Genomic DNA, 12891 nt, shown 5'->3' with positions numbered 1-12891 from the left:
ACAAAGAAAAGCTAATTATCACCAAAGGGGCGTTATGTTAATAGATGCAAAGCAAACCGTCACCTGCAAAATGACACAACTTAAAATGAGAGTGTCATTTGTCCATTTAACAAGGTTGAAAAATCATCTTGTATAAAAGGCAGGATTGCATCTGCAATCGGCATTAACTGCTTATTGATATAGTGTTCATAATCAGGTGCAGTGGTAATGTGTTCTAATGGCTCAGGCCCCAAGAGGGTAATTATATAACTAATCCAACCGCCTTGCTGATATTGTTGAGGTCTATTTTTGGATAAATTATATTCATCCGCTTTACGTGCTGCTTTGACATGAGGGGGGACATGGTGCTGATATTCAGATAATTTTCGACGTAACCGTTTACGATACACCAGTCTTTCATCATATTTTCCCGCAAGTGTATCTGCGACATAATCACGAATAAACTGCTGATAAGGTTGCTGATGAAAAATGCGTGTATAAAGCTCCTGTTGAAATTTTTGAGCGAGAGGAGTCCAATCTGTTCTGACGGTTTCTAATCCTTTGAATACCATTTTATCATTGCTCAGTCCGGCGTAACGTTTTTTACTACCGGTTTCCATACCTCGAATAGTAGGCATTAAAAAACGACGATAATGGGTTTCGTATTCTAGTTCTAATTTGCAATCCAGTTGGTATTTTTCAAAGAGATGTGTTTTCCACCATTGGTTTACGTCTTGTACTAATTGATATCCAATCTGTTGGGCTTGTTTTTCTGTATGAGGTGATTTCAGCCAAACAAAGGTTGAATCCGTATCGCCATAAATAACTTGATAACCTTTAGCTTCTATTAATTCTCGCGTTTTTTTCATAATTTCATGACCTCGTAGTGTGATAGATGACGCTAAACGAGGATCAAAAAAACGACAGCCCACAGAGCCTAAAACACCATAAAAAGCATTCATAATAATTTTGAGGGCTTGAGAGAGTGGCGCATTTTTATGTAATTTCGCATTATCTCTTTCATGCCAAATTTGCGACACAATAGCCGGCAAACAGTGTCGTTCTCGTGAAAATCGTGCTTGGCGAAATCCAGAAATAGAAAATTTTTCGTCAGGTTGATGCATGCCTTCAATCATTCCTACGGGATCGATTAAAAAAGTACGAATAATAGAGGGGTAAAGGCTTTTGTAATCAAGCACAACAACAGAATCATATAAGCCGGGGGCTGAATCCATGACAAAGCCTCCGGGGCTATGCTCTTCAGGTTTTTCACCTTGGTTAGGTGCAACATATCCAATACGATGCATTGAAGGGAGATAGAGATGTGTAAACGCAGCCACAGATCCGCCGCTTCTATCAACGGAAAGCCCTGTAACACAAGCTCTCTCTAATAAGAATGCCATAAGTGATGTTGCATCAAAGATACGGTTCACTAAGACACAATCTTGCCAATTATAATAAGCTAGTGCTGGCTTATCTTCTTTAAAGCGTCGATTAATTTCATCCATTCTGGCATAAGGTGTATCGATGACTTTTCCTTCACCTAGCAGAGTTTGAGCAACGGACTCAAGGCTAAAAGAGGGAAAATTCCATGTTGCCATTTTCAAGGCATCAATTCCGTCGATAATTAAACGACCTTGAGCTGAAGCAAAAAAATGCCCTTTTTTAAATCCATGCTCTCGCCACTCTAACGGGCTATTTTGACGGCCTAATAATAAACTGACACCATACCGTTGAGCATGTGTGTATAAAATACGCAGATCAAATTGAATTAAGTTCCAACCGATAATCGCATCAGGATCGTAATGTTGTATCCACTCATTCAGTTTTTCAATTAAACGCAATCGACTACTGACATAACATAAGCGATAGCCTTGAATTTGCTGGCTTTCACTCTCTGCGGGTAATTCATCAGTAAGCATAAACACCACATTATCACCACAACCAGCAAGCCCGATAGAGTAAAGCTCACCAAATTCACTGGTTTCAATATCCAAAGAGACAGCTCGAAGCGTAGGGCGATAATCGGGGGCGGGTTTTAATGTTGCAATATTATTTTGTTGATAACGAAACCAGACCGGTGCGGTGATAAAGCGCTCCATCATATAACGTTCATGCGGGCGGATATCCGCTTCATAAAGGCGGATGTGATGTTCTTTAAGCTGTTGCTCAAGTTGGACAAGTTGGCGATATTGTTTGCAATAAACACCAAAAACGGGCTGTCTTTCGAAATCTTTTAAATCGAGAGAGCGAATTTCAATATCAGGATTTTTATTAATGAGTGAGCGTAAAACAGTTTCATGTTGGCGGGCTACAAAACCGATAGCACGTTGCATAGGAACCGTAATTTTGCGTGGACCATTATCCGTCGCCAACCAATAAGAGACGACAATACCTTTTGGTGTGTCGCTCCAGTGGCGAGTAAGAATAAAGCCTTGTTCCGTATGACCAATCATGAGCACCCAATAAACACAAAAAAATTCACTAAAGATGTATTTATTATAGTCAACATAGTGGTTATTTATACAGTTAATTTTGGTTGAGATTAATTAAACGGAATACCTAAAATAAGTGATTGATCCACTTCACCATTTATAAGTGATTGTGTATTTCCATCATACACAATCATGCCACTATCTATCACAATTGCTCTTGAGGCAATTTTTGCAGCATCTTCTAAGCTATGAGAAACCATCAATAAGGTTAACGCTTTTTCTCGGCAAAGTTGCTCGAGTAGTGCCAACATCTCAATGCGTAAAGCGGGGTCGAGTGCAGAAAATGGCTCATCAAGTAACAAAATAGGTTGTTCACGAACTAGACAACGTGCAATAGCAACACGTTGGCGCTGGCCGCCTGATAATTGAGAAGGTAAACGTTCAAGGTATTCACTGAGTGCCACTTGCTCAGCTCGATTCTCTAATAGCGCTTTTTGATCTCTAGTCAGTTTTAATCCCGGATTTAATCCTAAGCCGATATTTTGCCTTACAGTTAAATGTGGGAATAGATTATTATCTTGAAATAACATGGAAATAGGGCGTTTTGCTGGTACTGTTTTGGTATGGTCTTGACCATTAAGAAACAGGCTTCCCTTTTCCGATGGTAAAAAACCAGCGATTAAACTGAGTAATGTACTTTTACCTGCACCACTTGGCCCTAACACGGCAATGCGTTCTCCTGCATTAACCGTTAGATTAAATAAGAGATGTTGGTGTTCATAAGTGTAAGTTAGGTGCTCTAATTTAATCATGAGATTTTCCAGCTAATCGTTCTATTAGGCTAAAAAGAGAGAAGCAAAGTAGTAATAACATCATGGCTGTTACAGCCCCATCTTGTGTGTGATAAGCCCCAATTTGCTGATAAAGATAGAAAGGCAACGTTCTAAATGTTTCATTACCAAATAGAGCAACAATACCAAAGTCACCAATAGAAATGACGCAAGCAAAGGCAAGTGCTTGTGAGATGGGCTTTTTTAATGCGCGTAGTTCTATCCAACGGAGTCGGTTTATACCTTGTAAATTTAACGACTGACACAAAAGACTATAACGTGAAGCGATATCATTCATTGGGTTTTCAAGTACTTTTAAGGCATAGGGAATGGCAATTAAAGCATTGGTCAAAATCACTAAAATATAAGGTGATTCAGGTAATCCAATCGTATTATTTAATAACAGAAAAAAGCCTGTTGCTAACACAATGCCCGGCATCGCGAGAATGATCAAACCACTCATTTCCATGGCCTGACCTGCTTTTTTAAAATGGCGTAAGCGAAGTTCCCGGCTACTCCATAGCAACATCATCGTTAATACAACACAAACAATACCCGCACCCACAGCAATAATCAGCGAGGTTGTAAAGGCTTGCCAAAGTACAGGCTGTTGGATGACACGTAGAAATTGGCTATTAAGACCATCAGTTATTACGGCCAAAATGGGGGGCACTAAAAAGAGGAGTGCAAGGGTGATAATGAGACTATCTGCTATTTTGCTAAAGATAGGATCATAGGGATCACGCCAATGTCGCTTTTGACTGTTTCCCACAAAAAGGGTGCCTTTTAGCTTTTGGCTGATAAGCACCAAGCCTAAACAACAAAAGAGTTGGATCAAGGCTAAAAGTGCAGCGCGATGCAAATCGTAGTCATAACTTAAGGCTTGATAAATAGCGAGTTCAACCGTTGTTGCGGCAGGGCCTCCACCTAAGGCTAACACAGTAGCAAAGCTGGCAAAGCAGAGCATAAAAATCAGTGATGCAGTCGGGAGTATTTGGCGCCATAAATAGGGAAACTCAAGAAAGCGAAAACGTTGCCAGCCATTCATACCTAATTGTGAGGCTAATTGACGTTGCTCTGGCGAGATACTTTCGAGAGCTTGCAATAACATTCGGGTTGCTAATGGCATATTGAAAAAGATGTGAGCTAACAAAATGCCTTGCAAACCATAAGGAGTAAATTGGTAATCGATACCTATCCATTCACAAATTTGAGCAATCCATCCTACTCTGCCATAAACGGTTAAAATACCAAACAGTGCAACTAGAACAGGTAACACAAGACTCATGGCACATAGGCGTAAAAACAGTGTTCGCCCTTTAAATTGGCGTCGATAGAGTGCTTTGGCGAGCCAAATAGCCGGTAATATTGAAAATAGTGCAGATAAAAAAGCTTGCCAGAAAGTAAAACGGACGACATGCCATAAATATTCATCAGCAAAAATTGAGGATAGCTCACCACTTGGTGCGTTAACCCATAGTGCGCCAAATGACAATAACGCCACAATTAGCAGTAAGCCCGAGGCACATAGCCCCGGGATAAGCCATCTTCCCATTAGCGACTAACCGCAGATTGCCAATTACGAGTCCATGTTTGGCGCTCTTTGGCGACAATATCTGCATCGAATTGCAATGATTTTTCGGGTTTAGGCATCAAAGAGTAGACGTCTGGTAATGGCATATCGATAACAGGATACATCCAATTAGTAGTGGGTATAGTTTCTTGGAATGCAGGGGTTAACATGAACTGCATAAATTGTTGTGCTAATTCCGGTTGTTTACTTGATTTAAGTTTTGCAGCAACTTCGACTTGCAAGTAGTGCCCTTCATCAAAAATCGCAGCCGCATAGTTATCTTTTTTATCTGCTAAAATGTGATAACCGGGAGATGAGGTGTAGCTAAGCACAAAATCACCTTCGCCTTTTAAGAATAAGCCATAAGACTCACTCCAACCTTTAGTGACTGTCAGCGTTTTTTCTGACAATTTTTTCCATTCAGTCGCCGTGTTTTCAGGATACAGTGATTGCATCCATAACATTAAACCTAAACCCGGCGTACTGGTACGAGGATCTTGATAGAGAATTTTCCATTTCTCTTGACTGTTTAGCAGTTCAGCCATGCTTTTAGGTGGGTTCTGGACACGGTTTTTATCATAAATAAAAGCAAAGTAGCCATAGTCATAGGGCACAAAGGTATCGTCAGTCCATTTTTCAGGTAAGGCGAGTTTGGATGTATCGATATTGCTTGGTGCGAAAAGCCCGGTTTCTTTTGCTGCATGGATCAGATTGTTATCCAACCCTAAAATAATATCAGCTTTGCTTTTATCACCTTCCATGCGTAAGCGATTAAGTAGAGATACACCATCAGACAGAGCAACCAGTTTTAGCTCGCAATCACATTGTTGTTCAAATGCTTTTTTTATTGCAGGCCCAGGCCCCCAATCTGCAGTAAATGAATCATAGGTGTAAACGGTGAGTGCGGGTTTTTGTGCTAAGGCTTGAGTTGAATAAGTGCCCATCATGCCCAGTGCGCCTAGAAGGAAAGTAAAGCGAAGTGATTTATTTAACACGTTTAGTTCCTCAGTAAAAGTCAGGTAGGATCTGAGGAGTAAGGATAGCAAACCAATGAATATTGCAACATCCTGACTCAAATCCCTACGCCAGTATTAGCTGGATCAGGTTCCACGAGTTTTTCTCAGCCTAAAAAGGCACCCCGTTGAGACTTTCCCATTGTAGATAAATACACGCGCCATGCAAAGTCTGTTGATAGAGGTTTACCGTTTGTGGGTAGTATGAAACAATGAGTTATCTTTCAAATTTGGTTATTGAGGTAGTCTAGTGATTGATGATGATGGCTACCGCCCGAATGTAGGGATTGTAATTTGTAATCGGCAAGGGCAAGTGCTTTGGGCTCGTCGCTATGGGCAACATTCATGGCAGTTTCCTCAAGGGGGAATTAATCCTGGAGAATCGCCAGAGCAGGCAATGTACCGAGAGTTGTTCGAAGAAGTTGGGTTAAGTCGCAAGGATGTCAAAATTCTTGCCTCCACACGTAACTGGTTACGTTACAAGTTACCTAAGCGTTTGGTGCGTTGGGACACAAAACCTGTTTGTATTGGACAAAAACAGCGTTGGTTCCTTTTGCAGTTAACAAGTAATGATAAAGACATTAATGTTCAACAAAGCAAAACGCCAGAATTTGATGGCTGGCGTTGGGTGAGTTATTGGTATCCTGTTCGACAAGTCGTCTCTTTTAAACGCGATGTTTATCGGCGTGTAATGAAAGAGTTCGCACCAGTAGTCATGCCATTGCAAGAACAAATGTCTTTATCACGTCCATCGTATGGATATCGGCGTAAAAGGTATTAGATAACACTATGCTGACACGTTTGCGAGAAATTGTAGAAAAAGTGGCTATGGCAGCAGGGCTTCCAGAAGCGCTTGAACTCTTAGTCAAGGAAACGTGTCAGGCAATGCACACGGATGTGTGTTCTATTTATCTTGCCGATAAACAACGTAGCTGTTTTTATCTTATGGCAACCAAAGGGTTAAAAAAACCTAGAGGGAGAGCCGTTAGCCTTTCATTTAATGAAGGCGTGGTTGGTGAAGTGGGACGTCTTTCAGAGCTTATCAACCTCGCTGATATTCGTGAACATCCTAGCTTTAAATACCTTCCTCAAGTTAAAGAAGATGATCTCCGTGCTTTCCTTGGCGTTCCTATTGTCTACCGTCGCCAACTCCTTGGTGTATTAGTTGTTCAGCAAAAAGAGCGTCGCTTATTCAATGAAAGCGAAGAATCTTTTATGGTGACACTGGCGACACAGCTTGGTGCTACATTATCGCAAGTACAAACTAAAGGGCTTTTTGGGCAATATCGCCAAAGTCGGATTAAAGCACTTTCAGTTTCGACTGGCGTGGTTATGGCTTATGGTTGGCAAGAAGTCTCTCAACCTATTCTTGAAAATGTTTTTAAAGCCAGTGCGCTTGATATAAAAGCAGAGTTAAATCGACTTACGGTAGCTTTAGAAGATGCTACTGCAGAATGTCGTCGCTTTAGTAAGCGATTTATGGCGAATGCGCAAAAAGAGAGTGCCGCCATCTTTGATCTCTACTCGCATTTACTTAATGATCCACAGCTTAAACATAAAATGACCGCAATCATTACACAGGGGTATGTAGCAGAGTGGGCGGTTAAAGTCGTAATTGAAAAAGTGGCATCCCAATTTTCTAGCTTAAAAGATGGTTATATGCGTGAGCGAGCCTCTGATCTTAAAGCATTGGGGCGCCGTTTATTATTTCATCTAGATGATGATCTAAGTTCAACTAATATTTGGCCAGAGCGTTTTATTCTGGTTGCTGATGAATTAAGTGCAAGTTTATTGGCGGAGTTACCAGAACAACAACTTGCTGGTGTCATTGTTCGAGATGGCGCAACGCATTCGCATTCTGCCATTCTTGTTAGAGCGATGGGGATCCCCGCGATTATGGGGGCTGATATTCAACCAGAGCTTTTACACAATCGCATGCTTATTCTTGATGGTTATCGTGGTGAAATATTTATTGAGCCAGAACCTTTTATTACTCAAGAATATAAACAAATTATTGATGAAGAGAGCGTATTAAGCCAAATTGCAGAAGAGCAGCTTGAACAGCAAGCGGTTTTAAAAAATAGTGAGACAGTTAGCGTTCAATTGAATGCGGGATTAAATATCAAGTATGAGCAACGCATTAGTGTGGGAATAGATGGCGTTGGTTTATATCGTACTGAAATTCCTTTTATGCTACAAAGCGGTTTTCCATCTGAAGATGAACAGAAAAATCGTTACCGCGAAATACTCTCTTTTTTTCCTGATAAACCTGTTGTATTGCGTGCTTTAGATATTGGTGCTGATAAGCAACTTCCTTATATGCCAATTAATGAGGAAAATCCCTGCTTAGGTTGGAGAGGCATAAGAATATTGCTTGATCAGCCTGAAATCTTTCTTATTCAGCTACGAGCAATGCTAAAAGCAAACCTCGAATTTAAAAATTTGAAAATTTTGTTGCCGATGGTGACAAGTATTGATGAAATTGACGAAGCAAGAACATTGCTATTACGAGCATGTGATGAAGTGAGTCGAGAGCTAAACTGTGAATGTGTCCCACCTCCGCTGGGTATTATGCTTGAAGTACCTTCATTGGTATTTATGCTGTCACAATTAGCTAATCGGGTCGATTTTATCTCAGTGGGAACAAACGATCTGACGCAATACTTGCTTGCGGTCGATCGTAATAATACCCATGTAGCATCACTCTATGATAATTTGCATCCTGCCTTATTGCGTTCACTGAATTTGATTGCAACACAATGCCAATATTATCAGTTACCCGTAAGTGTTTGTGGCGAAATGGCGGGTACGCCAATAGGGGCATTGCTGTTAATAGGGCTCGGTTTTAGGCAGTTAAGCATGAGTGGTCGTAGTTTACCTAGGGTAAAATACTTATTGCGCCATCTTGATCCTGTGATGTTACAGCCTTTTATGCAACAGATACTGCAAGCTGAAACGGCAACAGAAATTAAAAAATTGTCTTCTGAATTTATGGAACGACAAGGATTAGGTGGATTAATTCGCGGGGGTATTTAGTCGGCCTTCGTATAAGCCTTTTCTATGTTGGTAATAAATAACCAGCACAGAAATTATTGATTAAGTGAAGTAGGGAATAATGAGTATAAGCTACCTTAAATTTCCAGAGATTGATCCTGTTATGTTCTCTATCGGGCCTGTGTCATTACACTGGTACGGTATGATGTATTTAGTTGGATTTGTCTTTGCCTTATGGCTTGCAAATCGCCGAGCTGCAAAACCGAATAGTGGTTGGAATAAAAATGAAGTTGAAACATTACTTTATGTTGGTTTTGTCGGTGTGTTTATCGGTGGTCGTTTAGGTTATGTTTTATTCTATAACTTACCTGTCTTTTTAAATGATCCTCTTTACCTCTTTAAAGTGTGGGATGGCGGTATGTCATTCCATGGTGGTTTAATTGGGGTGATTTGTGCCATGATTTGGTTCGCTAAACGCACTAAGCGTAAATTTTTCCAAGTGGCTGATTTTGTAGCACCTTTAATTCCATTTGGTTTAGGTTTAGGTCGTATTGGTAATTTTATTAATGGTGAATTATGGGGACGCGTCACATTAGATACGCCTTGGGCTTTCTTATTCCCAAGCTCTCGTTCTGAAGATCTCCAACTTGTTGCTCAAGATCCAACAACACTACTACCGATTATTCAAGAATATGGGGTTTTACCTCGCCATCCGTCACAGCTTTATGAAATGCTGTTAGAAGGTGTAGTGCTATTTATTATCCTAAATATCTTTGTGCGCAAAAGTCGCCCTGTAGGTAGTGTGTCAGGCTTGTTCCTGATTGGTTATGGTGCATTCCGTATTATTGTTGAATTCTTCCGTCAACCAGATGCACAACTAGGATTATTTGGTGGTGTAAGCATGGGACAAATACTATCAATTCCAATGATTTTATTGGGTATTATTTTTATGGTATGGGCCTATCGCCAAGATAAAAAGACTCCACAAAATCCAACACCAGCTCACAAATAGTGTGAGATAAACTTTTTATTATTAGTTAATTACAAGAGAGACAACATGAAGCAGTATCTGGCATTGTGTCAACGCATTATCGATGAAGGGCAATGGATTGATAATAAACGAACAGGAACTCGCTGTTTAACGGTGATTAATGCTGATCTGGAATATGATGTTGCGAATAACCAATTTCCGCTGATAACGACACGTAAAAGTTTCTATAAAGCAGCAATTGCAGAGCTGTTGGGGTATTTACGTGGCTACGACAACGCAGGTCAATTTCGTGAAATTGGTTGTAATACATGGAATGCAAATGCTAATGAAAATGGAGCATGGTTAAACAACCCTCATCGTAAAGGTGAAGATGATATGGGGCGTGTTTATGGTGTTCAAGGACGTCAATGGCAACGCCCTGATGGCTCCCATTTTGATCAACTACGCAAAGTGATAGATAACCTGACTAAGGGTATAGATGATCGTGGTGAGATCGTAACATTCTATAACCCAGGTGAAACCGAGTTAGGTTGTTTGCGTCCTTGTATGCATACACACACATTTTCATTAGTGGGTGATACGCTTTACTTAACTTCTTATCAACGTAGCTGTGATGTGCCATTAGGTTTGAATTTCAACCAAATACAGTGCTTTGTTTTATTAGCGCTGGTGGCTCAAATTACAGGGCATAAGCCGGGTAAAGCATTTCATAAGATAATCAATGCACATATCTATGAAAATCAATTACCATTAATGCGAGATGTACAGCTAAAAAGAGAGCCATTACCGTTACCAACATTACATATCAATCCAAAAATCAAAACATTGGAAGATATCGAAACATGGGTAACAACGGATGATTTTACTGTTGAAGGTTATCAATGCCATGAAGCAATAAAATATCCATTTACGGTTTGATCTTTCCTTTATGTTTTAAAGCCTCTGTTTAGTGATAAACAGAGGCTTTTTTGTTTTTATTGACTGGTTCTAAAGGCTAATCCTAGTCTTGTCGATGACTATTTTTTGTGTTTGCTCTGAAAATATTGTTACTGCGTTATTGTTCGAAAAAAACACTCTCTTTTATTTACCTTATAAAGGGTTAGCTGCATCCTTTTATTGGCTATAAAGGAGAGCAAAAGGAACAGTAATATGGAAATAAGCCTAAAAAGTAAACTTGAACAAGAGAGTGAATTGGGGATAAGCCTACTTGAAATGCTGATTGTCATGATGATCACCTCGATTTTAAGTTATTTATCAATCACGACCTATCAGCAATACACTCACCAACGTCAATTGATACATAGTGTGCGAGAAACCATTGCATTTCTTTCATATCAACGACAACAAGCGCTACTGTTCAATATAAAAATTAAAATATCACTTCATTTATCACCCAGTAATAAAGTCGTCGCTATGCCTTTTCCTCTACGGTACTCAACTGAAAAACAAACAATTTTTCGATTAGCTTCTGGCATTCAACTTAAACAATCAACAGTTTCAAATTTTACGTTTGGGGGGATCCGTCAAACCTTAAGACCAATGAGTTTTGTGCTTCAACATTCAGAAAGTGAAGTGAAAATTGTTATTTCATCTTTAGGCAGAATAAGAGCATGTAGCCAGCAAATTAAGGTGTTTTCACCATGCTAAAGCGATCAATATTTTCATTTTCATCTGGCATGATGTTGATGGAATGTCTTTTTGCCATGGCAATGAGTGGTGTTCTATTTCTTTGTATTAGTCGGGCATATCCTCAAGTCATGAATACACTGCTCCATTCTTACCAGAAATATCAGTTAGATATTTTTTTAAAGGAAAGGTTATTAGTACTAGAAACACAATTAAGGCGCACTGGATATTGTCAGGGTGATTGTGCTCATGTATCGCAGTCAAAGGAATTGCACATATCACCATTAAAAATGGGGCAGTATTCTTATCAAGAAAAAAACACCTGTGTTATTTTCGCTTATGACGTAAATGGCAATGGTCGATGGGATGCGCCCTCTTCAAAAGAGAGTGATTATTTTGGTTATCGGCTTAAAAATGGGCAACTAGAACAATTAAGAGGCGTACAAGATTGCACTTCTTCAGGATGGCAACGATTTTTTGAAAGTCATGAAATTGAAGTGACGGAGTTTATTTTACGTCCTTACTCAAGGCAACATCTTACCAAAAAGAAACCATTTTTCTATCTCTCAGTTTCTTTAAAAGCTTATTTAAAACAAAATCCTACGGTGAAATTGCATTATGAAAATGACATTCGGTTAAGGAATGTGACTACGTTATGAGTATTGATTCAATCTACAATAAAAGTGAGCAAGGATTTGCAAGTTTACTTGTCGTTATGGGGTTTATTGTTATGAGCTTATCGGTGCTTGGGAATTTTGCTTATCATTACAGGCAGTCTCAACAAATAGTGATGCAAGAATTACAAGCACGACAGGCTTTTTTATTTGCTGAATCTGCATTAGCGTGGGGAATAAAACAGAATTGGGAAATTTTATCGTCACAGTTAAATAAATGGCAATGTCGTCATTTTCATGCAAACCCTAAAATAATAAGCTGTTTATTGTTGATTTCTTTAGAAAAAGGTTTATTGCAAGGACAAGCAGAAAGCTTAAATGGTTATAAAATATATCATTATCAATGGGTTGATTTTTTGCAGAACAAAAATAAATCCATTGTTGCACATCCAAATGGATGGCTAGATTATTGCCCATTAGTGCATAAGGAGTGTGTGTTATAGATAACATTCAAAATAAATCAGAAAGTGGCTCTATTTTACTTAATACAATGTTTATATTGCTGTTTTTTAATATTAGTTTTGTCGCTATTATAGGGTATAGTCAATCATTAAAAGCTGACTTTCAGCAATTAATTCAAATGCAGCAGGCAGGGCAGGAACTTTTTGTTTTATTTGAACAAATGTCTGCTAAATCACCTGACTATTTCGTAGCTAACCCCAAAATAATGATACGCACACTTTTTCAGTCTGAAGGTTGCCAGCAAATAGAGGGTTATGTTGCTAATAATTTATTACCCGAAATAAGGCTGTATTACTGGTCATGCTATTAATAAG

At 39.4% G+C, this 12891-nt stretch carries 12 protein-coding genes and 1 riboswitch; of the genes, 8 read left to right on the top strand and 4 right to left on the bottom strand.

What is annotated here, in order from left to right; genetic code table 11:
• Nucleotides 1–80: 80 nt before the first annotated feature.
• From QSH13_RS12460 to thiB, 4 genes are all read right to left on the bottom strand, one after another.
• Nucleotides 81–2435, bottom strand: a complete 2355-nt coding sequence (locus tag QSH13_RS12460; RefSeq protein WP_235375954.1) for a DNA polymerase II — start codon at nucleotides 2433–2435, stop codon at nucleotides 81–83.
• 89 nt (nucleotides 2436–2524) lie between these two features.
• Complete coding sequence (thiQ, locus tag QSH13_RS12455; RefSeq protein WP_072064287.1) at nucleotides 2525–3226, bottom strand: thiamine ABC transporter ATP-binding protein ThiQ; 702 nt, start codon at nucleotides 3224–3226, stop codon at nucleotides 2525–2527.
• Complete coding sequence (gene thiP, locus QSH13_RS12450; protein WP_109396205.1) at nucleotides 3219–4799, bottom strand: thiamine/thiamine pyrophosphate ABC transporter permease ThiP; 1581 nt, start codon at nucleotides 4797–4799, stop codon at nucleotides 3219–3221. The genes thiQ and thiP overlap by 8 nt, the downstream gene beginning before the upstream one ends.
• Nucleotides 4799–5812 (bottom strand): thiamine ABC transporter substrate binding subunit, encoded by a 1014-nt coding sequence (thiB, locus tag QSH13_RS12445; RefSeq protein ID WP_109396204.1) that lies wholly within the window; start codon nucleotides 5810–5812, stop codon nucleotides 4799–4801. The genes thiP and thiB overlap by 1 nt, the downstream gene beginning before the upstream one ends.
• A 64-nt stretch (nucleotides 5813–5876) precedes the next feature.
• Nucleotides 5877–5968: riboswitch (TPP riboswitch) on the bottom strand.
• Nucleotides 5969–6080: 112 nt separating this feature from the next.
• Here thiB and rppH point away from each other — a divergent pair.
• The 8 genes from rppH to QSH13_RS12405 all read left to right on the top strand — a co-directional run bounded on the left by rppH (nucleotide 6081) and on the right by QSH13_RS12405 (nucleotide 12887).
• Entirely contained in the window at nucleotides 6081–6611 is a 531-nt protein-coding gene (gene rppH / locus QSH13_RS12440; RefSeq protein WP_109396203.1) for an RNA pyrophosphohydrolase, read from the top strand.
• Nucleotides 6612–6619: 8 nt separating this feature from the next.
• Nucleotides 6620–8866: a phosphoenolpyruvate--protein phosphotransferase gene (ptsP, locus tag QSH13_RS12435; protein WP_109396202.1), complete on the top strand. Its 2247-nt coding sequence runs from the start codon at nucleotides 6620–6622 to the stop codon at nucleotides 8864–8866.
• A 79-nt stretch (nucleotides 8867–8945) separates the two neighbouring features.
• Entirely contained in the window at nucleotides 8946–9836 is an 891-nt protein-coding gene (gene lgt / locus QSH13_RS12430) for a prolipoprotein diacylglyceryl transferase (RefSeq protein WP_109396201.1), read from the top strand.
• Between the two features lie 45 nt (nucleotides 9837–9881).
• A complete protein-coding gene (locus QSH13_RS12425; RefSeq protein ID WP_006535953.1) occupies nucleotides 9882–10733 on the top strand; it encodes a thymidylate synthase in 852 nt (283 codons plus the stop codon).
• Between the two features lie 231 nt (nucleotides 10734–10964).
• Nucleotides 10965–11462 (top strand): potassium:proton antiporter, encoded by a 498-nt coding sequence (locus tag QSH13_RS12420; protein ID WP_109406944.1) that lies wholly within the window; start codon nucleotides 10965–10967, stop codon nucleotides 11460–11462.
• On the top strand, nucleotides 11456–12100 hold the full coding sequence (locus QSH13_RS12415) for a prepilin peptidase-dependent protein (RefSeq protein ID WP_235375952.1): 645 nt from the start codon (nucleotides 11456–11458) through the stop codon (nucleotides 12098–12100). Before QSH13_RS12420 ends, QSH13_RS12415 begins: the two co-directional genes overlap by 7 nt.
• Nucleotides 12097–12558, top strand: a complete 462-nt coding sequence (locus QSH13_RS12410) for a DUF2509 family protein (RefSeq protein ID WP_109406933.1) — start codon at nucleotides 12097–12099, stop codon at nucleotides 12556–12558. Before QSH13_RS12415 ends, QSH13_RS12410 begins: the two co-directional genes overlap by 4 nt.
• Nucleotides 12546–12887, top strand: a complete 342-nt coding sequence (locus QSH13_RS12405; protein WP_228407156.1) for a hypothetical protein — start codon at nucleotides 12546–12548, stop codon at nucleotides 12885–12887. The genes QSH13_RS12410 and QSH13_RS12405 overlap by 13 nt, the downstream gene beginning before the upstream one ends.
• The last annotated feature ends 4 nt before the right edge of the window (nucleotides 12888–12891 follow it).

Origin of the sequence: Proteus faecis, assembly GCF_030286765.1 — a bacterium.
In the GTDB taxonomy this organism is placed as follows: domain Bacteria; phylum Pseudomonadota; class Gammaproteobacteria; order Enterobacterales; family Enterobacteriaceae; genus Proteus; species Proteus faecis.
This window is presented reverse-complemented; position numbering and strand designations above follow the sequence as displayed.